General features: G+C 66.7%; 24 protein-coding genes. 19 read left to right on the forward strand and 5 right to left on the reverse strand.

The window, feature by feature from the left end:
* Positions 1–78 precede the first annotated feature (78 nt).
* On the forward strand, positions 79–486 hold the full coding sequence (locus AC4ELS_RS08245; protein ID WP_448457081.1) for an SRPBCC family protein: 408 nt from the start codon (positions 79–81) through the stop codon (positions 484–486).
* 78 nt (positions 487–564) lie between these two features.
* Here the strand turns inward: AC4ELS_RS08245 and rhtB are convergent, their stop codons facing one another.
* Both rhtB and AC4ELS_RS08255 read right to left on the reverse strand, forming a co-directional pair.
* Positions 565–1,200, reverse strand: a complete 636-nt coding sequence (rhtB, locus tag AC4ELS_RS08250) for a homoserine/homoserine lactone efflux protein (RefSeq protein WP_448447680.1) — start codon at positions 1,198–1,200, stop codon at positions 565–567.
* 21 nt (positions 1,201–1,221) lie between these two features.
* Positions 1,222–1,632 carry a nitroreductase family deazaflavin-dependent oxidoreductase gene (locus AC4ELS_RS08255; protein WP_044518426.1) on the reverse strand — a complete coding sequence of 137 codons (411 nt, stop codon included), beginning with the start codon at positions 1,630–1,632 and terminating at the stop codon, positions 1,222–1,224.
* A gap of 104 nt (positions 1,633–1,736) precedes the next feature.
* Here AC4ELS_RS08255 and hisD point away from each other — a divergent pair, with 104 nt between their 5' ends.
* The 11 genes from hisD to AC4ELS_RS08310 are packed head-to-tail and all read left to right on the forward strand — an operon-like array spanning position 1,737 to position 11,403.
* The gene (gene hisD / locus AC4ELS_RS08260; protein ID WP_448447678.1) at positions 1,737–3,065 is read left to right on the forward strand and encodes a histidinol dehydrogenase; all 1,329 of its coding nucleotides are present in this window, start codon (positions 1,737–1,739) and stop codon (positions 3,063–3,065) included.
* A 28-nt stretch (positions 3,066–3,093) separates the two neighbouring features.
* Positions 3,094–4,233: a histidinol-phosphate transaminase gene (locus tag AC4ELS_RS08265; RefSeq protein ID WP_448447676.1), complete on the forward strand. Its 1,140-nt coding sequence runs from the start codon at positions 3,094–3,096 to the stop codon at positions 4,231–4,233.
* Positions 4,230–4,838, forward strand: coding sequence for an imidazoleglycerol-phosphate dehydratase HisB (gene hisB, locus AC4ELS_RS08270; protein WP_055113886.1), 609 nt, complete (start codon positions 4,230–4,232; stop codon positions 4,836–4,838). The genes AC4ELS_RS08265 and hisB overlap by 4 nt, the downstream gene beginning before the upstream one ends.
* On the forward strand, positions 4,835–5,452 hold the full coding sequence (gene hisH, locus AC4ELS_RS08275) for an imidazole glycerol phosphate synthase subunit HisH (RefSeq protein ID WP_064887212.1): 618 nt from the start codon (positions 4,835–4,837) through the stop codon (positions 5,450–5,452). Before hisB ends, hisH begins: the two co-directional genes overlap by 4 nt.
* Entirely contained in the window at positions 5,449–6,183 is a 735-nt protein-coding gene (gene priA, locus AC4ELS_RS08280) for a bifunctional 1-(5-phosphoribosyl)-5-((5-phosphoribosylamino)methylideneamino)imidazole-4-carboxamide isomerase/phosphoribosylanthranilate isomerase PriA (protein ID WP_064887213.1), read from the forward strand. The genes hisH and priA overlap by 4 nt, the downstream gene beginning before the upstream one ends.
* The gene (locus AC4ELS_RS08285; RefSeq protein ID WP_448447801.1) at positions 6,180–7,010 is read left to right on the forward strand and encodes an inositol monophosphatase family protein; all 831 of its coding nucleotides are present in this window, start codon (positions 6,180–6,182) and stop codon (positions 7,008–7,010) included. The genes priA and AC4ELS_RS08285 overlap by 4 nt, the downstream gene beginning before the upstream one ends.
* Entirely contained in the window at positions 7,007–7,792 is a 786-nt protein-coding gene (gene hisF / locus AC4ELS_RS08290) for an imidazole glycerol phosphate synthase subunit HisF (RefSeq protein WP_064887215.1), read from the forward strand. Before AC4ELS_RS08285 ends, hisF begins: the two co-directional genes overlap by 4 nt.
* Positions 7,792–8,139, forward strand: a complete 348-nt coding sequence (hisI, locus tag AC4ELS_RS08295) for a phosphoribosyl-AMP cyclohydrolase (protein ID WP_448447673.1) — start codon at positions 7,792–7,794, stop codon at positions 8,137–8,139. The genes hisF and hisI overlap by 1 nt, the downstream gene beginning before the upstream one ends.
* A gap of 24 nt (positions 8,140–8,163) precedes the next feature.
* Complete coding sequence (locus AC4ELS_RS08300) at positions 8,164–8,721, forward strand: hypothetical protein (RefSeq protein WP_499046703.1); 558 nt, start codon at positions 8,164–8,166, stop codon at positions 8,719–8,721.
* Positions 8,722–8,771: 50 nt separating this feature from the next.
* Positions 8,772–10,418 (forward strand): N-6 DNA methylase, encoded by a 1,647-nt coding sequence (locus AC4ELS_RS08305; protein ID WP_499046705.1) that lies wholly within the window; start codon positions 8,772–8,774, stop codon positions 10,416–10,418.
* A complete protein-coding gene (locus AC4ELS_RS08310; protein ID WP_064887218.1) occupies positions 10,408–11,403 on the forward strand; it encodes a hypothetical protein in 996 nt (331 codons plus the stop codon). The genes AC4ELS_RS08305 and AC4ELS_RS08310 overlap by 11 nt, the downstream gene beginning before the upstream one ends.
* Positions 11,404–11,475: 72 nt before the next feature.
* Here the strand turns inward: AC4ELS_RS08310 and AC4ELS_RS08315 are convergent, their stop codons facing one another.
* Together AC4ELS_RS08315 and AC4ELS_RS08320 are read right to left on the reverse strand one after the other, a co-directional pair.
* On the reverse strand, positions 11,476–12,273 hold the full coding sequence (locus AC4ELS_RS08315; protein ID WP_499046708.1) for an ABC transporter ATP-binding protein: 798 nt from the start codon (positions 12,271–12,273) through the stop codon (positions 11,476–11,478).
* Positions 12,270–12,941, reverse strand: coding sequence for a FadR/GntR family transcriptional regulator (locus tag AC4ELS_RS08320; RefSeq protein ID WP_499046710.1), 672 nt, complete (start codon positions 12,939–12,941; stop codon positions 12,270–12,272). Before AC4ELS_RS08320 ends, AC4ELS_RS08315 begins: the two co-directional genes overlap by 4 nt.
* Before the next feature lie 156 nt (positions 12,942–13,097).
* Here AC4ELS_RS08320 and AC4ELS_RS08325 point away from each other — a divergent pair, with 156 nt between their 5' ends.
* Positions 13,098–14,846: a 2-isopropylmalate synthase gene (locus AC4ELS_RS08325; protein ID WP_499046713.1), complete on the forward strand. Its 1,749-nt coding sequence runs from the start codon at positions 13,098–13,100 to the stop codon at positions 14,844–14,846.
* Here AC4ELS_RS08325 and AC4ELS_RS08330 read toward each other — a convergent pair.
* Positions 14,833–15,288 carry a peroxiredoxin gene (locus AC4ELS_RS08330; RefSeq protein ID WP_169618901.1) on the reverse strand — a complete coding sequence of 152 codons (456 nt, stop codon included), beginning with the start codon at positions 15,286–15,288 and terminating at the stop codon, positions 14,833–14,835. The genes AC4ELS_RS08325 and AC4ELS_RS08330 overlap by 14 nt on opposite strands.
* A gap of 71 nt (positions 15,289–15,359) precedes the next feature.
* Here AC4ELS_RS08330 and AC4ELS_RS08335 point away from each other — a divergent pair, with 71 nt between their 5' ends.
* The 6 genes from AC4ELS_RS08335 to lgt form a co-directional block, all read left to right on the forward strand.
* A complete protein-coding gene (locus AC4ELS_RS08335) occupies positions 15,360–16,889 on the forward strand; it encodes an anthranilate synthase component I (RefSeq protein WP_064958653.1) in 1,530 nt (509 codons plus the stop codon).
* On the forward strand, positions 16,886–17,506 hold the full coding sequence (locus AC4ELS_RS08340; protein ID WP_064887222.1) for a TIGR02234 family membrane protein: 621 nt from the start codon (positions 16,886–16,888) through the stop codon (positions 17,504–17,506). The genes AC4ELS_RS08335 and AC4ELS_RS08340 overlap by 4 nt, the downstream gene beginning before the upstream one ends.
* An 83-nt stretch (positions 17,507–17,589) precedes the next feature.
* Positions 17,590–18,408: an indole-3-glycerol phosphate synthase TrpC gene (gene trpC, locus AC4ELS_RS08345; protein WP_055113911.1), complete on the forward strand. Its 819-nt coding sequence runs from the start codon at positions 17,590–17,592 to the stop codon at positions 18,406–18,408.
* A 37-nt stretch (positions 18,409–18,445) separates the two neighbouring features.
* Complete coding sequence (gene trpB, locus AC4ELS_RS08350; RefSeq protein WP_064887223.1) at positions 18,446–19,711, forward strand: tryptophan synthase subunit beta; 1,266 nt, start codon at positions 18,446–18,448, stop codon at positions 19,709–19,711.
* Entirely contained in the window at positions 19,708–20,496 is a 789-nt protein-coding gene (gene trpA / locus AC4ELS_RS08355; protein WP_448447659.1) for a tryptophan synthase subunit alpha, read from the forward strand. The genes trpB and trpA overlap by 4 nt, the downstream gene beginning before the upstream one ends.
* Positions 20,493–22,142, forward strand: a 1,650-nt coding sequence (gene lgt, locus AC4ELS_RS08360) for a prolipoprotein diacylglyceryl transferase (RefSeq protein WP_499046717.1), incomplete at its 3' end; no start/stop codon positions are given. The genes trpA and lgt, both read left to right, overlap by 4 nt.

Below are 22,142 nucleotides of genomic sequence, written 5' to 3' on the forward strand. Positions count from 1 at the left end.
GTTAGCCTTCGCGACCGACAGATACGGCCCGCAAAAATGTTCAAGACGCCTGGTCGGCCCGCGATCAGACTGGCTGGTATGGCATCGATCCACATTGAGTTCGACATTGAAGCTGACAGCGCGACGGTGTGGGAGGTGATCGGCGACTGGTCCGACGGCCCGGTACGCATGGCGCCCGGATTCGTGGCGACCTCCGAAGCCCATGATGACGTTCGGGTGGTGACGTTCGCCGACGGTTTCGTCGCCCGCGAGCGGCTGGTCAGCCGTGACGAGTCAACGCGCCGTGTCGCGTACTCCCTGATAGGTGACACCGCTAGGCCCGAGCACGACAACGCGGTGATGCAGGTGGTGTCCGACGGCCCGCACCGCTGCCGCTTCCTGTGGTCGCGTGATGTCCTGCCAGACGAGGCCGCGGGCCCGCTGCGGGCCGCGATGGAGCAGGCCGCCCCGATCATCAAGAGCGCGCAGGAGAACACGGTCGACTAGGCAGGCCTGGGGCACTGAACCGAGGATTCCGGTCAATATGTGGCTGAGATCCTCGGTTTAGTGCTCAACAGAGGGTTCCTACGCGGTCGCGCCGCGGCGGACAAACGACAACACCACCGCGGCCGTGGCGAACAGCCCGGAGAACACCCGGCCGAGCATCGTCTGCTGACGCGGTGTCTGCAGCCAGTTGAGTAGCCGCGCCGCCAGGCCGGTGTAGAGACTCATCACGACCACGTCGACGACGACCATGGTCGCTCCGATAGCCAAGTACTGCGGCAGCAACGGCGCCGTCGGCACCACGAACTGCGGCAGCACCGCGACGAGGAACACCAAGCCCTTCGGGTTGGTCGTGTTCACCAGGAATCCGCGCATCACCAGGGACAGTCGGCCGCGTTCACCTGTGCCGCCCATTCGGTCGCGCAGATCCTGCGAGGCGCTGCGCCACTGCTGGATGGCCAGGTAGATCAGGTACGCCACACCGATCCACTTGACGATGTGGAAGGCCAGCATCGACTTCGCGACCACGGCCCCCAGTCCGACGGCCACCAACACCAGCTGTGCAAGTAGCCCGAGCTGGAGTCCGAGCACGCTCCATGACCCACGGCGTACGCCATGGGTCAGGCCGGTCGCCATCGACTGAATCGCCCCGGCACCGGGGGACAGACTGATGGCGATCGACGCGCCGAGAAACGCGAGCCAGATCTGCCAGGTCATATGTGCAGTCTGGCGAGCGTGTCAAACGATATCTGCGACGAAGACGCCCATCCGGCGGGCCGCGTTGCGGGGGATCCGGGGCAGGGTCGGATCGTCGGTGCCCGCCGGCAGGACGCGCGGATTGGTGATCTTGATGTCGCCGCGGAACAGGTGCACGTCAGCACCGCCGGCGGCGATCACATTCTTGACCCAGTTGGTCTTGCCGTGCAGGAGCGTCACCGCGAAAACGTTGCCCTTGCGGTAGCTGGTCACGATCGTCTCGTACGGCGTACCAGAGGTACGGCCCCGATGCTTGATCACGGTGAAGCCGGGCAAGCGCTTGGAAAACGGTTTGACCAGCGGGTTGATGTATTTGATCTGGAACCGCTCCAGCGCGGGCGGTATGAGCATCGGTACGCCGGGGGCGTTGTTCGGATGGTCTTTCGCGGACATCTAGGGCTCCATTCGGCAGTCTGGGACCACACTACGGCGGGTTGTGCCGGCGGCAGCCGACGACGGATTTTTATCAACTGGACTGATCAGGGACAATTGAACCGATGGCCGAGTTTCAGATGTCCCGTATCGACCTGCGTAACCGTGCGCTGAATGCCGCGCAGTTGCGATCCGCGCTGCCCCGCGGCGGAGTCGACGTGGACGCAATTGTGCCCAAAGTCCGCCCGATCGTGGAGGCCGTCGCCGAGCACGGCGCGAAGGCCGCGCTGGACTACGGCCATACCTTCGACGGCATCCGTCCCGACACCGTGCGGGTGCCCGCGGACCGGCTGGCTGCGGCCCTCGCCGACCTCGACCCCGATGTCCGCGCCGCCCTGCAAGTCGCGATCGACCGGGCCCGCACGGTGCACGCCGACCAACGACGCACCGACACCACCACCACGCTGGGGCCTGGTGCCACCGTCACCGAACGCTGGGTCCCGGTCGAGCGTGTCGGGCTGTACGTACCCGGCGGCAACGCCGTGTACCCGTCGAGTGTCGTGATGAACGTGGTGCCCGCGCAGACCGCCGGTGTGGATTCGCTGGTGATCGCCAGCCCGCCGCAGGCGGAATTCGCGGGCCTGCCGCACCCGACCATTCTGGCCGCTGCGGCGCTGCTCGGCGTCGAAGAGGTGTGGGCCGTCGGCGGTGCGCAGGCGGTGGCGTTGCTGGCCTACGGCGGCACCGACACCGATGGCGCCGAGTTGGCCCCCGTCGACATGATCACCGGCCCCGGCAACATCTACGTGACCGCGGCCAAGCGGATCTGCCGTTCGCAGGTCGGCATCGATGCCGAGGCCGGTCCGACGGAGATCGCGATCCTGGCCGACGACACGGCCGATCCGGTGCACGTTGCCGCCGACCTGATCAGTCAGGCCGAGCACGACGAGATGGCGGCCAGTGTGCTGGTCACCGACAGCGAGGCGCTGGCCGCGGCTACCGACCGCGAGCTCACTCGCCAGTTGGAGACCACCGTGCATGTCGAGCGTGTCAAGGCCGCGCTCTCGGGCAAGCAGTCCGCGATCGTGCTCGTCGACGACATCGATGCCGGGGTACGCGTGGTCAACGCCTACGCCGCCGAGCACCTCGAGATCCAGACCGAAGACGCTCCTGCGGTGGCCGGCCGGATTCGTTCTGCCGGAGCCATTTTCGTCGGTGCCTGGTCGCCGGTCAGCCTGGGCGACTACTGCGCCGGATCCAACCACGTGCTGCCGACCGCGGGTTGCGCCCGCCACTCCAGCGGCCTGTCCGTGCAGACGTTCCTGCGCGGCATCCACGTCGTCGAGTACGACGAAGCCGCACTCAAAGATGTGTCCGGCCATGTGATCACGCTGTCCAAGGCGGAAAACCTGCCCTCACATGGCGAGGCGGTACGACGGAGGTTTGAACGGTGATGAGCGCTTGCGCGAAGAACAGGCGATCATGAGCGCACGGGATGTGACGCTGGCCGATCTGCCGCTGCGCGAAAACCTGCGCGGGAAATCGCCCTACGGGGCACCGCAACTGGTGGTTCCGGTGCGGCTCAATACCAACGAGAACCCGCACCCGCCCACCCAGGCTCTGATCGACGACGTCGCCGCATCGGTCCGCGACGCCGCGGCCGAATTGCACCGCTATCCCGACCGGGACTCGGTTCAGTTGCGCACCGATCTGGCCGCCTATCTCACGGCGGCAACCGGCGTACCGCTCACCGTCGACAACCTATGGGCGGCAAACGGTTCCAACGAGATCCTGCAGCAGCTTCTGCAGGCCTTCGGCGGGCCGGGGCGCACCGCGATCGGTTTCGTGCCGTCGTACTCGATGCACCCGATCATCTCGGACGGCACCCAGACGGAGTGGCTGCAGGCGGCCCGCGCCGCGGATTTCGGGCTCGACATCGACGTAGCGGTGGCCGCGGTCAAGGAGCGCACACCCGACGTGGTGTTCGTGGCGAGCCCCAACAACCCGTCGGGACAGAGCGTCCCGATCGAGGACCTGCGCCGGCTGCTGCAAGAGATGACGGGTGGCATCTTGATCGCCGACGAGGCCTACGGCGAGTTCTCCTCGCAGCCCAGTGCGGTCACGCTGATCGACGAGTTCCCGGCCAAGCTGATCGTCACCCGCACGATGAGCAAGGCGTTCGCGTTCGCCGGCGGACGGCTCGGCTACCTGGCCGCCGCTCCCGCGGTGATCGATGCGCTGCTGCTCGTGCGCTTGCCGTATCACTTGTCCGTGCTCACCCAGGCCGCCGCGTGTGCAGCACTGCGTCATGCTGATGACACCCTGGGAAGCGTGGCGACCCTGGCCGCCGAACGCGACCGGGTGAGCGCCGAATTGACCCGCTTGGGCTACCGCGTGATCCCCAGCGACGCGAACTTCGTGTTGTTCGGCGATTTCACCGATGCGCCGGCGACGTGGCAGCGCTACCTGGACAAGGGAATTCTGATCCGCGATGTTGGTATCCCTGGCTTCCTGCGCACCACGATCGGTCTGGCCGAGGAGAACGACGCATTCCTGGCCGCCAGCGCCGATCTGGCCACCACCGAACTTCAGCCCGCCAACAGCCCGGTAGGAGCATCGTGACCCGTCGCGCGAAAGTCGAACGCAAGACCAGGGAATCCGACATCACCGTCGAGATCGACCTCGACGGCACCGGTGTCGTCGACATCGATACCGGTGTCCCGTTCTTCGATCACATGCTGACCGCGCTGGGCACCCACGCCAGCTTCGATCTGACCGTGCACGCCAAGGGCGACATCGAAATCGAGGGGCATCACACGATCGAAGACACGGCGATCGTGTTGGGCCAGGCACTCGGCCAGGCGTTGGGCGACAAGAAGGGCATCCGCCGGTTCGGCGATGCGTTCATCCCGATGGACGAATCGCTGGCGCACGCCGCCGTCGACGTGTCCGGCCGGCCCTACTTCGTGCACACCGGGGAACCCGAGTTCATGGTCGAATTCACCATCGCCGGGTCCAGCGCGCCCTACCACACCGTGATCAACCGCCACGTATTCGAATCGCTGGCCTTCAACGCCCGCATCGCATTGCACGTGCGGACGCTCTACGGCCGGGACCCGCACCACATCACCGAGGCGCAGTACAAGGCGGTGGCGCGCGCGCTGCGACAGGCGGTCGAGTACGACGCCCGGGTCACCGGCGTCCCGTCCACCAAAGGGACTCTGTGACCAAGAAACTCGTCGTCCTGGACTACGGATCGGGCAATCTGCGCTCTGCCCAGCGGGCGCTGGAGCGGGTGGGCGCCGACGTCGAGGTGACCGCTGATCCCGGCGCCGCCGCGGCAGCTGACGGACTGGTGGTGCCGGGTGTCGGTGCCTTCGAGGCCTGTATGACCGGACTCCGGGCGATCGGCGGCGAGAAGATCATCGCCGACCGCCTGCAGCATGGTCGTCCGGTGTTGGGCGTCTGTGTCGGTATGCAGATTCTGTTCGCCCGCGGCGTGGAGTTCGGCGTGGAGTCCACCGGGTGCGGGCAGTGGCCAGGCTCGGTGACCCGACTGGACGCGCCGGTGATTCCGCACATGGGCTGGAATGTCGTCGAAGCTGCGGCCGGCAGCACTCTGTTCAAGGGCCTCGACACCGCCACGCGTTTCTATTTCGTGCATTCGTACGCCGCCCAGGAATGGTCCGGTAATCCGGACGCACGCGTCACCTGGGCGACGCATCACGTGCCGTTCATCGCCGCCGTCGAAGACGGCGCGTTGTCGGCTACGCAATTTCATCCGGAGAAGAGCGGCGACGCCGGTGCGACGCTTCTCGCGAATTGGGTTGAGGGACTGTGAGTTTGATTCTGTTGCCGGCTGTCGATGTGGTGGACGGCAAGGCGGTGCGTCTGGTGCAGGGCAAGGCCGGCAGTGAGACCGATTACGGCTCGGCACTGGAAGCTGCGGAGGCTTGGCAGCGTGACGGCGCTGAGTGGATCCACCTGGTGGACCTGGACGCCGCCTTCGGGCGCGGCAGCAACCGCGAACTGCTGGCTGATCTGGTCGGCAAGCTCGACGTGAAAGTCGAACTGTCCGGCGGGATCCGCGATGACGACTCGCTCAAGGCGGCCATGGACACCGGCTGCGCGCGGGTGAACATCGGCACCGCGGCGCTGGAAAGCCCCGAGTGGTGCCGTCGGGCCATCGCCGAGTACGGCGACCGGGTCGCAGTTGGGCTGGATGTTCAGTTCGAGAACGACAGCTGGCGGCTGCGCGGCCGCGGCTGGGAAACCGACGGCGGCGATCTTTGGGAGGTCTTGGATCGCCTTGATCGCGAAGGGTGTTCGCGCTACGTCGTCACCGACGTCACCAAGGACGGCACCCTGACCGGGCCCAACCTGGAACTGTTGGCCGCGGTGGCCGACCGCACCGACGCTCCGGTGATCGCCTCGGGCGGGGTTTCCAGCCTCGACGACCTCCGGGCAATCGCCACCCTGACCGGTCACGGTGTCGAGGGCGCGATCGTCGGGAAGGCGCTCTACGCCGAACGATTCACTCTGCCGCAGGCACTGGCCGCGGTCAGCGGATAAGCGAGGTGGGTGACCTGGATTCGTCGAAGCTGGCCGCACTGGTTGCTGCCGCCACCGAGATCCTCGACGCGGCGTCCGTGCCGTTCATCGCCGGGCACCGCGCGGATTCGGCTGTCACCAAGCAGGGCAACGACTTTGCCACCGAGGTCGATCTGGCGATCGAGCGGCAGGTGGTGCGGGCCCTGACCGAGGCCACCGGAATCGGGGTTCACGGTGAGGAATTCGGTGGTGAGCCCATCGATTCCCCGCTGGTGTGGGTGCTCGACCCGATCGACGGCACGTTCAACTACGCGGCAGGTTCGCCGATGGCGGCCATCCTGCTCGGACTGTTGGCCGATGGCGAGCCGGTGGCCGGCCTGACCTGGCTGCCGTTCACCGGACAGCGGTATTCGGCGCTGGCTGGGGGACCGGTGCGGGACAACGGAACCGTGCTGCCGCCGCTGGGGTCGCCGACGTTGACCGACTCGATCGTCGGGATCCAGACCTTCAACATCGATTCTCGCGGCCGGTTCCCCGGCCGCTACCGGGTCGAGGTGCTGTCCAATCTGAGCCGGGTGTGCTCGCGGGTGCGGATGCACGGCGCCACCGGGGTGGACCTGGCCTATGTGGCGGCCGGGATCCTGGGTGGGGCCATCAGTTTCGGCCACCACATCTGGGACCATGCTGCCGGTGTGGCGCTGGTCCGGGCCGCGGGCGGCATCGTGACGGACCTGGCCGGCGATCCGTGGACCGCCGAGTCGAAGTCGGCGCTGGCCGCCGCGCCCGGCGTGCACGAACGCATGTTGGAAATCGTGAAATCCGCTGGCAATCCGGAGGACTATCTGTGAGCACCATCAGTGACGTCGCGACGAGGGTGATCCCGTGCCTCGACGTCGACGCCGGCCGGGTGGTCAAGGGTGTCAACTTCGAGAACCTGCGCGATGCGGGCGATCCCGTGGAACTCGCGGCCGTTTACGACGCCGAGGGCGCCGATGAACTGACCTTCCTCGATGTGACCGCGTCCTCGTCGGGCCGGTCCACCATGCTCGAGGTGGTCAAGCGCACCGCCGAGCAGGTGTTCATCCCGCTGACCGTCGGTGGCGGTGTGCGCGCGGTCGAGGACGTCGACGTGCTGCTGCGTGCCGGCGCCGACAAGGTGTCGGTCAACACCGCGGCGATCGCCCGGCCCGAACTGTTGGCCGAGATGGCGCGCCAGTTCGGTTCGCAGTGCATCGTGCTCAGCGTCGACGCGCGTACCGTGCCCGCCGGTGATCAGCCCACTCCCTCGGGGTGGGAGGTGACCACTCACGGCGGGCGCCGCGGCACCGGCATCGATGCCATCGAATGGGCCGCCCGCGGCGCCGAACTCGGCGTCGGCGAGATCCTGCTCAACTCGATGGACCGCGACGGCACCAAGGCCGGGTTCGATCTGCCGATGCTGCGTGCCGTGCGCGCGGCAGTGGGCGTCCCGGTGATCGCCAGCGGTGGTGCCGGCGCGGTGGCTGATTTCGCGCCCGCCGTGCAGGCTGGCGCGGATGCGGTGCTGGCCGCCAGCGTCTTCCACTTCGGGGAGATGACCATCGGTCAGGTCAAGGCAGCGATGGCGGCCGAAGGAATCGTGGTGCGGTGATGGCTCTCGATCCCGACATCGCCAAGCGCCTCAAGCGCAACGCCGACGGGCTGTTCAGCGCCGTGGCGCAGGAGCGTTCCACCGGTCAGGTACTGATGGTCGCCTGGATGGACGACGACGCGCTGGCTCGCACCCTGGAAACCCGTGAGGCCACCTATTTTTCACGCTCCCGCGGCGAGCAGTGGGTCAAGGGCCTGACCTCGGGGCACACGCAATACGTGCACTCGGTCCGTCTGGACTGCGACGGCGACACGGTGTTGCTGGAGGTCGATCAGATCGGCGCCGCCTGCCACACCGGGGCGCACACCTGCTTCGACGCGGACGTGCTTTTGGCGGCCGTAGACTGACTGACGCGGCATTACCGTGGAGCGATGGGAGATTGGTCGCAGTCACTGGTCGATGTCGAGGTGTCGGCCGAGGACGCACCCGAGTTGGGTGCCCGCCTGACCCGGTGGCTCATCGACACCGGGGTGATCAGTGCCGAACAATCCGACTGCGTGCTCGGGACGCCACTTGGTCACCCGCCCGGACCGAACTATGGCCACGCCATCGGCGGTACCGAACCGGCACCGGTGCTCTGGACAAACGGGGCCGCCATCAGCGTCGGCCGGGTGGTGTCATACAGCTACGAGCCTGAGGTATTGACTTGCCGGCGCTGCGGGCACCGGGAGCTGCCGGCACCGGATGATCAGAATTGGCAGGCGGCATTCGCTGCCATCGGTGATTGGGCTGATGGTGGTGTCGGTGCGATGCCGTGCCCGTCTTGTGGTGCGGACAACGACGTGAACGGGTGGGACTGGGAGCCGACCTGGGGGTTCGGCCTGCTGACCATGGAGGTCTGGAATTGGAATCCGTTGGCGCCCGAGTTCATCGCCGAGGTCAGCGGATTTCTCGGGCACCGGATCGTCTATACGAACTTCAAACTCTGAGCGGGCGTTGCGGTCATGGGCTTGTCGGTGCGGTATCGCACAATAACGGGGTGACTGACAGCGCTGGGCCGGCCCACGGCGATTCTGCCGAAGCCCGCAAAGCGCGCGGTGCGTACTTCACCCCGGTCCAGATCACCGATTACCTAACCCAATGGGCAGTGCGGTCCGCCGATGAGCGGATCTTGGAGCCCTCGGCCGGGGACGCGGCCTTCCTGGTAGCCGCCACCCGCAGGCTGCAGCAGCTCGGTCTCGAGCATCCCGAGCTCGACGGCATCGAGATTCACCGAAGCAGCGCCACCACGGCGCGCCGCCGCGTCACTGAAGCCGGGGGACGGGCCAGGATCAGGACGTCCGACTTCTTCGACGTCGAACCGCGTGCTGAGTACACGGCGGTGATCGGCAACCCGCCCTACATCCGCTACCAGGATTTCCGGGGTGCCACCCGGGCACAGTCGCGCCGCGCCGCACTCAAGGCGGGCGTCACGCTGTCTGGGCTGGCCTCGAGCTGGGCCGCGTTCACCGTGCACGCTGCGTTGTTCCTGCAGCCAGGTGGTCGCCTGGCCCTGGTGCTGCCCGCCGAGCTGCTGAGCGTCAACTACGCGGCGGCGGTGCGGAAGTTTCTCTTCGATCGGTTCGCCAGCGTCGAGTTGGTGATGTTCGACGAGCAGGTGTTTCCCGAGGCCGAAGCCGATGTGGTGCTGCTGCTGGCCGACGGCTATGGGGGTGGGCCGACCAGTCACGCCGTCATTCACCGGGCCTGCAACGCGAGCTCGTTGACATCCGAACTCGCACAACGTCGTTGGTCGCCGCGCGATCCCGCAGACAAGTGGGTCAGCGGCCTGATCGGTAACGCGCCGGTCGATGCGCTCCACGGTCTACACGAGGCTGGGCAGTTCACAACCTTGGAGACGTGGGGCGACACGACTCTGGGCATGGTGACCGGCAACAACGGCTTCTTCGCGCTGTCGCCTGAGCGCGTGCATGAGCTGGGTCTGCGCGGTACTGACCTGTTGCCGTTGTCCCCGCCGGGCAGTGCCCATCTACGCGGCCTCACGCTGACCGCCGAGCAACTGGCCAGGCTGGGGGAGGACGGCCGGTCGATACACCTGTTCCGTCCGGCCGGGCAGCCATCGGCCGCTGCGCAGCGCTACATCGACGCCGGCCACGCCGCAGGCGTGCATCTGGCCTACAAATGCCGGGTGCGTCAGCCTTGGTATCTGGTGCCACTGGTGAAACCGGCCGACCTGCTGCTGACCTGTATGAACGCCGATACTCCGCGGTTGATCAGCAACCGGGCCAAGACACATCATCTCAACTCGGTGCACGGCGTGTATCTGCGTGACGGGGTGCGCACGCTGGGGCGCGACCTGCTGGGCTTGGCGGCGCTGAACTCGGTGACGGTGCTACATGCCGAGATCGTCGGCCGTTCCTACGGCGGCGGGATCCTCAAGATCGAACCGCGCGAGGCCGACCGTTGGCTCGTTCCCTCACCCGATCTGGTGGCCGCTCGTGCCGACGAACTGCGGGCCGTCCGCCGGAGGGTCGGATCGCTGTTGGAGCGCGGCCGTCTGCTCGATGCGACTCGCGTCGTCGACGATGCGTTGGGATTGGAGACGAGGATCGTTCTGGAACCCGTTCGTGCCGCGCGCGATTCATTGGCGACCCGCCGGACGGTAAGGTCTCGGCGTGCCCGCTGAACCGTCGACCAAGGCCACAGCATGGGCCATCTTCGATCGCATCGTGGCCGACGCCGCGCCCGGCGGTGTGCACACCAATCCGTGGGTGCGCAGCGGAGGCGCACTGACCTTCGTTCCCGATTTCCGGGTGCTGCGCAAGCTTCTCGGCGTCCCGCTGTTCCTGGACGCGCCGTCCACCACCGGCGTTCCGGCGCTGGCTTTGGACGTGTGGCTGGCCTACGAGTTGCGGCGTGCTGGATTCGATCCGGATGCGGTGTGGCCCCGAGCAACGGATCCGCGGATCATGCCCAGCGCGATCGCCAGTCTGCTCGAGGCGCTGCCGCAGAAGGAACGCCACCTCATCGAGCAACGGCTGAAGCGGTCGATGAAAGGCGTTGCCGCGTCGAGTGCCAGCGTGCTCGGTAAGCACTACATGAAACAGGTCGACGTGGTGATGTCGGATTGGGACACCGGCCCGGAGTTGCTGATCAGTACCAAACGTATGGATTCCAGCTTCGGCAAGAATGCCGCCAACCGGGTCGAGGAAAGTTACGGCGACGCCAAGAATCTGCGTCTGCGCCACCCGCTTTCGGCGCTGGGCTTTGTCTACGGCTTGCGCTCGACGATTCTGAGCACAGAACCGGACAAGGCCGAGTGGCTCATCGATCTGCTGGGCAAGCTCGGCACCGAGGACGACGCCTATCACGCGGTTGCGCTGGTGATGATCGATTACGACGTCGAGGTCGCCGAGTCCGCGGACGAGGAGGTCGACAGCATCGAAAAGGCCGAGCCGGACGCGCTATTCGAGATCGTCGACGTTGCCACAGCCGCCGTCGACGAGGCGTTGGCGGCACTACCCGACATCGCGATCCGGCATGACACGGTGCCGCCCGAGCTGCAACCCTCGCGTTTTCTGGCGACCATGGTCAACCGCGTCATCGACACCACACCGGTGACCCGGCACCGTGAGGCGCGTCGGCGGCGTAACACAGCCGCCGAAGCCTGATGCAATCGCCGAGATCAACGCAAGGGTCGCGCATTGGCGCTGCGAACGACCATTGCGTCGCACTCGCGGAAGCTACAACACCCGCGAACTGGCCTTGGCCCGCGCACTCCACCGGCCGTCCTGATACCCCACCACCACTGGGTGCGCAAACGCTTCGCTGACGTGTTCGGTGTTGACGACGTCGCGGGCCGCGCCGCTGGCCACCGTGCGGCCGTGGGCGATCAACAGGGCGTGCGTGGTGCTGGTGGGCAGCTCCTCGAGGTGGTGAGTGACCAGGATCGAGGCCATGTCCGGATGCGAGTCATCCAGAGTGTCAAGCGTTTCCAGCAATTGCTCGCGAGCCGCGACGTCCAGACCGGTGGTCGGCTCGTCCAGTAGCAGCAGCTGCGGATCGGCGATCAATGCCCGCGCGATCAGGGTGCGGCCGCGCTCGCCCTGAGACAGCGTGGGCCAGATCGCGTCGGCCCGCGCCGACAGCCCCACGGTGTCGATCAGTTCCTCGGCCCGGCGGGCCTGTTCTGCGGTCGGTTCCCAGTGCGCGGCGATGTCGATGGTGGCGGTGATGCCGGTGAGGACCACCTCGCGCACGGTGAGCGGGTACTGCAGCCGGTGCCGGGGATTCACGTGGCCGATGGAGCGGCGCAGCACGGCCAGGTCGGTGCGGCCCATCTGGCCGCCGAGCACGTGCACGGTGCCTGAGGTCGGAAAGGTCACGGCGGCACAGAAACCCAGCAGCGTGCTCTTCCCGGCGCCGTTGGGTCCCAACAGGGCCCAGTGCTCACCGGCCTGCACCGTCAGGGAGATGCCGTCGATGATCTGCTTGCCGTCGCGGCGGAACGTCACATCGGCGATGTCGAGGACCGGGGTCATGCGAAAGACTCCTTCAATGAGCTCAAATGGGTTCTGCTGGCGGCTGCGGCGGCCTCGGGGTCGCGGGCGACGATCGCGTCGGCCAACTGCTGGTGCAGGTCGTGATCGCAGGGTTCGGAGGCGATCGGCCGGATCTTGAGCATGTCGATCATCGCCAGCCGCAGCCGCGGCAGGAAGGCGTCGAACAACTGGATCAGCACCTCGTTGTGGGACGCGGTGATCACCGTGCGGTGAAACGCCATGTCCGCATCGACGTGGTCGGGTACGGACTGTCCGGTCACCCCGCGGGCAGCCAGGGTGCGACGGATCGCGCGCACATCGGCTGGGGTACGCCGGGTCGCGGCGAGCGCGGCGGCTTCGGCCTCGATGGCGATGCGTGCCTCGATCACCGAGACGATGGTGGCCCGGCGCAGCACGGTATCCCAGTCTTCGGCGGCGTCGAGGGCCGTGACGAATACGCCGGCACCCTGGCGGCTCTCCAACACGCCCTTGCCGGACAGTTCGCGGATGGCTTCGCGCAGGGTGGAGCGGCCTACGCCGAGCTGTGCAGCCAGGGTTGTCTCACCTGGAAGTCGATGTCCGAGTGGCCATTCGCCCTGGCGGATGCGCGTCAGTAGAAGCTGGGCGGTCTGGGCCGCCAGCGGGTGACGCTGAACTTGGGAGGTCATCGAAACCTGTCTACTTGTCTGAGGAGTTGTGTATAGTCTACCCATCATGACGCGTGCCCTCCTCCTTAGCCGCCGCGGCGGGGCCTGAATCGACCGGCCCCCTGCCGTGGGGCTGTGGCGCGCCGGTCGAACTCCCATCCGACCGAAGGCATCCTCATGACCAGTTCTGTATTTCCCACCATCAACACCCCGGCCGGGGAGATCCCGGCCACCGCACCGGCCTGGAATCGGCAGCGGCACTCGCAAATGCCGTCGCACCGCTACGCCAGTGTCTACGACCGAGTCGAAGTTCCACTGGTGCAACGCGATTGGCCCACCGCCCGGATCGAACGCGCGCCGCTGTGGGTGCCGGTGGATCTGCGTGACGGCAATCAGGCGCTGGCCGAACCGATGGACCCGGCCCGCAAGCGCCGCTTCTTCGAGCTGCTGGTGGCCATGGGCTACAAGGAGATCGAGGTCGGATATCCGTCCGCCTCGCAGACTGATTTCGACTTCGTCCGACTGCTGGCCGAGTCCGACATCGCCCCGCCGGACGTCACCATCGTGGTGTTCGTCCCGGCGCGCCGCGACCTGATCGAACGAACCGTGGACTCGGTGCGCGGCATCGGCAACGACGTCGTCGTCCACATGTACACCGCTACCGCTCCGACCTGGCGCGATGTCGTACTGGGCAAGGCGCGCGCCGAACTGCGGGACCTAATCCTGGCGGGTGCGCGTGACGTCCTCGAGTTCACCGACGGCATGCCCAATATGCGGTTCGAATTCTCCCCGGAGGTGTTCAACCTCACCGAGCCTGATTACGTGCTGGAGTTGTGTGACGCGGTCATCGAGCTGTGGCAAGCCACCCCGGGACGTCCGGTCATCTTGAACCTGCCGGCCACCGTCGAGATCGCCACCCCCAACGTCTACGCCGACCAGATCGAGTACATGCACCGCAACGTGTCCCGCCGCGACAGCGTCATCCTCTCAGTGCATCCGCACAACGACCGGGGGACCGGCATCGCCTGCGCCGAACTCGCGGTGCTGGCGGGTGCTCAGCGCGTGGAGGGGTGTGTCTTCGGCAACGGAGAACGCACCGGCAACGTCGACATCGCGACCCTGGCGCTGAATCTGCATGCCCAAGGCGTGGATCCGATGATCGATTTCTCCGACATCGACGAGATCGCGCGCACGGTCAGCCATTGCACCCGCATGCCGATCCACGAACGCCATCCCTATGTCGGGGACATGGTGCACACCGCGTTCTCCGGGACACACCAGGATGCGATCAAGAAGGGCTTCGCCGAACATCGCGCCAGGGCCGCGGCCACCGGGCATCCGGAGAACGAAATCGATTGGCGGGTACCGTATCTGCCAATCGACCCAGCTGACATCGGCCGCACCTACGACGCGGTGATCCGGGTGAACTCCCAATCCGGCAAGGGAGGCATCGCCTACCTGCTGGCCACCGACTACGGGTTGGACCTGCCGCGCCGCCTGCAGATCGACTTCGCCCGTCACGTCCAGGCCCACACCGACGAAAGCGGTGCGGAGGTCACCGCCGCCGAACTGTTCGACCTGTTCGAGGCGACCTATCTGGAGGCGGCGGGGCCGGTGCAACTCAAGGACTGGCACACCGGCGGCGACGGCGCGGCCGCAGTCACCGACCTGACGTTGGTGTTCGACGGCAGCACGGTCACCAGCAGCCATCGCGGCATCGGACCGGTGGATGCACTGCGGGCCGCGCTCGCCGAGATCGGCCATCCGGTCGAGGTGTTGAGCCTGACCCAACAGTCGATCGGCAGCACCGCCGTCAGCTACCTGGAGTACCGGTCGCCCAGTCGCACCGGATGGGCGTGCGGGCGCAGCGATTCGGTGCTCGCGGCGTCGATGGCGGCGGTGCTGCGGGCGGTCAACGCGCCTTGAGCACTTCCAGTGCCTTGTCGGCGTGGGTGTCCATGCTGATCTCGCTGGCGATCACCGCGAGCACGGTGCGGTCGGTATCGATGACGAACGTGGTCCGCTTCACCGGCATGAGCTTGCCGAGCAGACCACGCTTCACCCCGAACTGGGCCGCCACCTTGCCGTCGGCATCCGAGAGCAACGGGTAGTCGAAACTCTGGATGTCGGCGAACTTGGCCTGCTTGGCGACCGGGTCGGTGCTGATGCCGACCCGGTTTGCCCCGGCAGCGGCGAACTCGCCGGCCAGATCCCGGAAGTGACAGGCCTCCTTGGTGCACCCCGGCGTCATCGCCGCCGGATAGAAGAACAGCACCACGGGTCCGTCGGCGAGCAGGCTCGTCAGGCTGCGAATCGTGCCGGTCTGGTCGGGGAGCTCGAAGTCGGGAACGGTGTCACCGGTCCTGATCTGTGTCATGGTCGCTCACGCTACGCCGTCTGCATGCCGATCCTGCTCGGACGATCTGGGAGGATTGGTCTGTGCAAACCACCCCCGACAGCCTCACCCGCACCACATCGCGCGAGGATTTCCGGGCATTGGCCGCCGAGCACCGCGTGGTCCCGGTGACCCGCAAGGTGCTGGCCGACAGCGAGACGCCGTTGTCGGCGTACCGCAAGCTCGCCGCCAACCGTCCCGGTACGTTCCTGCTCGAATCGGCCGAGAACGGTCGCTCGTGGTCGCGTTGGTCGTTCATCGGCGCCGGTGCACCTTCGGCCCTCACGGTCCGCGATGACCAAGCGGTGTGGCTGGGCACGGCCCCCAAGGACGCCCCGAGCGGTGGCGAGCCGCTGGCGGCGTTGCGGGCCACGCTGGATCTGCTGCAGACCGAGGCGGTGCCCGACCTGCCGCCGCTGTCCTCGGGGCTCGTCGGTTACTTCGCCTACGACATGGTGCGGCGTCTGGAACGGCTGCCGGAGCTCACCGTGGACGATCTGGGCCTGCCGGACATGGTGCTGCTGCTGGCCACCGACATCGCCGCCGTCGATCACCACGAGGGCACCATCACCCTGATCGCCAACGCGGTGAACTGGAACGGGACCGACGAGCGCGTCGACGAGGCCTACGACGATGCGGTCCGGCGCCTCGACATCATGACCACTGCGCTGGGCCAACCACTGTCGTCCACGGTGGCGACATTCAGCCGGCCCGAACCCGACCATCGCGGACAGCGCACAGTGGAGGAGTACACCGCGATCGTCGAGAAGCTCGTCGGCGACATCGAGGCCGGCGAAGCCTTCCAGGTGGTGCCCTCGCAGCGGTTCGAGATGACGACCCAAGCCGATCCCATTGACGTCTACCGGATGCTGCGGGTGACTAACCCGAGCCCGTACATGTACCTGCTCAATGTCCCCGATGCCGATGGCGGACTGGACTTTTCGGTCGTCGGCTCCAGTCCCGAGGCGCTGGTCACGGTGAAGGACGGCCGGGCCACCACCCATCCGATCGCGGGAACGCGGTGGCGCGGTGCCACCGAGGAAGAAGACGTCCTTCTCGAGAAAGAGCTCTTGTCCGACGAGAAGGAACGTGCCGAGCACCTGATGCTGGTCGACCTCGGCCGCAACGACCTGGGACGGGTGTGCCGCCCGGGCACGGTGCGGGTCGAGGACTACAGCCACATCGAGCGCTACAGCCACGTGATGCACCTGGTGTCCACGGTGACCGGGGAGTTGGCGGAGGGTAAGACCGCGCTCGACGCGGTGACGGCATGTTTCCCGGCCGGCACGCTGTCGGGGGCACCCAAGGTGCGTGCCATGGAGTTGATCGAGGAGGTCGAGATGACCCGACGCGGCCTGTACGGCGGCGTGCTGGGCTACCTGGACTTCGCGGGCAACGCCGACTTCGCGATCGCCATCCGGACCGCCCTGATGCGTGACGGCACGGCCTACGTGCAGGCCGGCGGGGGAGTCGTGGCCGATTCCAACGGCCCCTACGAGTACAACGAATCGGCGAACAAGGCCAAAGCCGTGCTCAACGCCATCGCCGCCGCCGACACATTGGCCGAGCCGTGACACGGGTGGCACAGGCGCTGTTCGTCGTCGCGGCGGTGCTGCTGTGGGTCGCCTCGCGGATGACCTGGGTCTCGGTGACATCGTTCGACGGGCTCGGCCAGCCCAAGACCACGGCGTTGACGGGCGCATCCTGGTCGACGGCGTTGATCCCGCTGGCATTGCTCGTGCTGGCGGCCGCGGTCGCGACGCTGGCCGTGCACGGCTGGGCGCTGCGCCTGCTGGCCCTGTTGATCGCCGCCGCCAGCGCCGGCATGGGGTACCTGGGGATCAGCCTGTGGGTGATCAAGGATGTGGCGCAGCGGGCCGCTGACCTGGCAGTCGTACCCGTCTCCCAGTTGACCGCCGCCGGGGGCGGAACCAGTCGTTCCTATGGTGGCGCGGTGCTGACGCTGGTAGCAGCTGGGTGTGCACTGGTCGGCGCGGTGCTGCTGATGCGGTCGGCCAACGGCGCGAGGCGTGGCAATGCGACCCGCTACGCGGCACCTGCAGCGCGGCGGGAGGCGGCCAAGGGCGACGGCGGTGATGAACCGATGTCGGAGCGAATGTTGTGGGATGCGCTGGACGAAGGTCACGATCCGACCGGTGACGGCAGTGATCCGGACAGTAAGGGCCGGTGAATGGTGAAGGTGTGGCGACGGCTACCCTTCCAGGGAGGGCAACCGGGACCGGCCCGGAGGCACCAGAAAGGAACCGACGGGCGATGAGTTCGGCCACAGTGCTCGACTCCATTATCGAGGGAGTTCGCGCCGACGTTGCCGCCCGCGAGGCCGTTATCAGCTTGGCTGATATCAAGGCGCGGGCCCAGGAAGCACCGGCGCCACTGAACGTGATGGCCGCCTTGCGGGAACCGGGTATTGCCGTGATCGCCGAGGTGAAGCGTGCGAGCCCGTCCCGAGGTGAGTTGGCCAATATCGCCGATCCGGCGCAGTTGGCGCAGGCCTACGAGGCCGGTGGCGCCCGGGTGATCAGCGTGCTCACCGAGCAGCGCAGGTTCAACGGCTCACTCGACGATCTGGACGCGGTGCGGGCGGCAGTGTCAATTCCGGTGCTGCGCAAGGACTTTATCGTCAAGCCGTACCAAATCCATGAGGCTCGGGCGCACGGCGCCGACCTGTTGCTGCTCATTGTGGCGGCACTGGAGCAGTCGGTGTTGGAATCGCTTTTGGAGCGGACGGAATCCCTCGGGATGACCGCGCTCGTCGAGGTGCACACCGAAGAGGAGGCCGACCGGGCATTGCAGGCCGGGGCCAAGCTGATCGGTGTCAACGCCCGCGACCTCAAGACGCTGGAAGTCGACCGTGACTGCTTCGCCCGGATCGCGCCGGGGCTGCCCTCCGATGTCATCCGCGTCGCGGAGTCCGGGGTCCGTGGAACCGCTGACCTCCTGGCGTACGCCGGCGCGGGTGCCGATGCTGTGCTGGTCGGTGAAGGCCTGGTGACCAGCGGGGATCCCCGCAGCGCGGTCGCCGATCTGGTCACCGCCGGCACGCACCCGTCCTGCCCGAAACCGGCTCGCTGAACCAGTCAATGAGCCGCTTGTACGAAAAGACACTTTGATGGCGGATCTCGCGGGGCCCGAGTTGCCCCGTACCAGCGCAGGCGTTGCCGAACCCACCGTTCACGATCCCGACGAGTTGGGACATTTCGGATCCTACGGCGGCCGGTTGGTTCCCGAGGCGCTGATGGCGGTGATCGAAGAGGTCACCGCGGCCTACGAGAAGGCCCGCGGTGACCAGGCTTTCCTCGACGAGCTCGACCGGTTGCAGCGTCATTACAGCGGCCGTCCGTCCCCGCTGTACGAGGCGACCCGACTTTCCGAGCACGCCGGTGGCGCACGCATCTTCCTCAAGCGAGAAGACCTGAACCACACCGGTTCTCACAAGATCAACAACGTTCTGGGTCAGGCACTGTTGGCGCGGCAGATGGGCAAGACGCGGGTCATCGCCGAGACCGGAGCCGGTCAGCACGGAGTGGCCACCGCCACCGCATGTGCCCTGCTCGGACTGGAATGCATCATCTACATGGGCGCGGTGGACACCTCCCGGCAGGCGCTCAACGTCGCGCGGATGCGCTTGCTCGGAGCCACCGTCGTCTCGGTCGAGGCCGGGTCCAAGACACTCAAGGACGCGATCAACGAGGCCTTCCGGGACTGGGTCACCAACGCCGACGACACCTATTACTGCTTCGGGACGGCGGCAGGCCCGCATCCGTTCCCGCTGATGGTGCGGGATTTTCAGCGGATCATCGGCATGGAGGCCAGAGCGCAGATCCTCGATCAGGCCGGCCGGTTGCCCGACGCGGTCACTGCGTGCGTCGGCGGCGGCTCGAACGCCATCGGTGTGTTCCACGCCTTCATCGATGACCCGGCGGTGCGGTTGGTCGGTTTCGAGGCCGCGGGCGACGGCGTCGAGACGGGTCGGCACGCCGCGACATTCACCGGCGGCTCTCCCGGCGCGTTCCAGGGATCGTTCTCCTACCTGTTGCAGGACGAGGACGGCCAGACGATCGAATCGCACTCCATCTCGGCCGGTTTGGACTACCCGGGCGTCGGGCCCGAGCACGCATTCCTCAAAGACATCGGTCGCGCCGAGTACCGCCCCGTGACCGATACCGAGGCGATGGACGCGTTCTCGTTGTTGTGCCGCCGCGAGGGCATCATCCCGGCGATCGAGTCGGCGCACGCGGTGGCCGGTGCGCTTAAGTTGGGCCCTGAACTGGGCAGCGGAGCGATCATCGTGGTGAACTTGTCCGGGCGTGGCGACAAAGACGTTGAGACTGCGGCCAAGTGGTTCGGACTGCTCGACGAGGGGAGCGCGGGATGAGCCGGCTGGCGGAGTTGTTCGACGGCTGCCGCGCCGAGGGTCGTGCCGCACTGATCGGTTATCTGCCCACCGGGTTCCCAGATGTTCAGACGTCGATCGCGGCGATGACGGCGATGGTCGAATCCGGTTGTGACTTGGTGGAAGTCGGCGTTCCTTACTCGGATCCGGGGATGGACGGGCCGACGATCGCGGCAGCCACCGAGGCGGCGTTGGCCGGTGGGGTTCGGGTGCGCGACACCCTCGCGGCGGTCGAGGCGATCAGCAACGCCGGCGGCCGCGCAGTGGTGATGACATACTGGAATCCGGTGTTGCGCAAGGGCGTTGACACGTTTGCCCGCGATCTGGCCTCTGCCGGTGGATACGGGTTGATCACCCCGGACCTGATCCCCGAAGAAGCCGTCGATTGGATCGCGGCATCGGAGGAGCACAATTTGGACCGGATCTTCCTGGTCGCCCCGTCGTCTACGCCGGAGCGGCTCGCGGCGACGGTGAACGCTGCACGAGGCTTCATCTACGCCGCATCGACCATGGGCGTCACCGGGGCACGCGACGTGGTCTCGAACGCAGCGCCGGAGTTGGTGCGCCGCGTCAAGGAAGTCTCCGACATCCCTGTCGGGGTGGGGTTGGGCGTGCGCTCGGGAGCGCAGGCAGCCGAGATCGGCGCCTACGCTGACGGCGTCATCGTCGGGTCGGCGTTGGTGTCGGCCCTGAGTGATGGGTTGGACGCAGTCCGGCGCCTCACCGAAGAACTGGCCAACGGCGTTAGGCAGAGGATTTCAGCTTGACCACTACCGTGCTCGCGTACTTGCCCAGCCCGTCACAGGGCGTCTGGCATTTGGGCCCGGTGCCGATACGCGCGTACGCGCTGTGCATCATCGTCGGCATCATCGCAGCGCTGGTGATCGGTGACCGGCGTTGGCAGGCGCGGGGCGGGCAAGCCGGCGTCATCTACGACATCGCCTTGTGGGCAGTGCCGTTCGGGCTTGTCGGCGGCCGGCTCTACCACGTCATGACCGACTGGCCCACGTATTTCGGGCCCACCGGCAAGGGTCTCGGTGCGGCATTCCAGGTTTGGCAAGGCGGTCTGGGGATCTGGGGCGCCGTCGCACTGGGCGGTGTCGGTGCCTGGATCGGTTGCCGGGCACACGGGATACCGCTGCCGGCCTTCGGGGACGCGATCGCGCCCGGAATCATCTTGGCCCAGGCCATCGGGCGGCTGGGTAACTACTTCAACCAGGAGCTGTACGGCGGGGACACCACCTTGCCGTGGGGCCTGGAGATCTACAAGCGACTGAATGCCGCCGGCATGCCCGACGATCTCAATGGCGTGTCCACCGGCGAGGTCATCAAGGTCGTGCATCCGACCTTCCTCTACGAATTACTGTGGAACCTACTGGTTTTCGCGCTACTGATTTGGGCGGACCGCAAGTTCAGGCTCGGCCACGGCCGGCTGTTTGCGTTGTATGTAGCCGGCTACTGTGCGGGCCGTTTCCTCGTCGAATTGATGCGTAGCGACCCGGCGACCGAATTCGCCGGTATCCGCGTCAACACCTTCACCTCGACGTTCGTGTTCATCGGAGCGGTCGTCTACATCATGCTGGCGACCAAGGGTCGGGAAGACCCTGCGACGCTGGTCGGTAAACGCGATGACGAAGAGGACGAATCCGCGGTCGACGAACTCGGCAAGGAGTTGGTTGCCGCAGCGGCGGGTACCGGTGTCGTCGCGGCCGCAGTGGTAGCGGGTCAGGACGACGACGAAGATGCCGACCACATGCATCCGGACGAGGTCGGTGCGAGTGAGGACGACGGCGCCGAAGCTGCCGCGGCCATCGAACTGAAGGGGATCGCGGCCGAGTCTGACGAGGGCGACGGCGGCGAGGAGTCCGAAGAATCCGAAGACGAGGCGGATCTCGAGGACGAGGCTGAAGACACCGAGGCAGAAGACACAGAGGCTGAAGACACCGAGGCAGAAGCTGAAGCTGTAGAAGCTGAGTCGGGCGTCGAGGAAGAAGCTGCCGACGAGCTCGCTGTCGTCGGTGATTCCACTGATGACGAAGGTGAAGCCGAAGAAGTCGAAGCCGAGTCGGGCGTCGAGGAAGAAGCTGCCGGCGAGGTCGCTGATGACGAGCGCACTGCTACTGACGCCGAGGATGATGTCGCCGAGTCTGCCGAGAAGCAGGTCACCGATCAGGATGCGGTAGGCGAGTCGGGCGTCGAAGAAGAGTCTGCCGACGAGCCCGCTGTCGCGGGTGATTCCACTGGTGTCGAAGGCGAAGCTGAGGAAGCTGAGTCGGAACCCGTGGAAGAAGCTGCGGACGATGTCACCGCGGCCGGCGAGTCCGCTGATGTCGAAGGCGAGGCTGACGGAGCCGAGGCCGAGTCTGACGTGGAGGAAGCTGGCGAAGTCGCCGCTGACGTTGAGTCCACCGAT

The organism is Mycobacterium shunyiense (assembly GCF_058270035.1).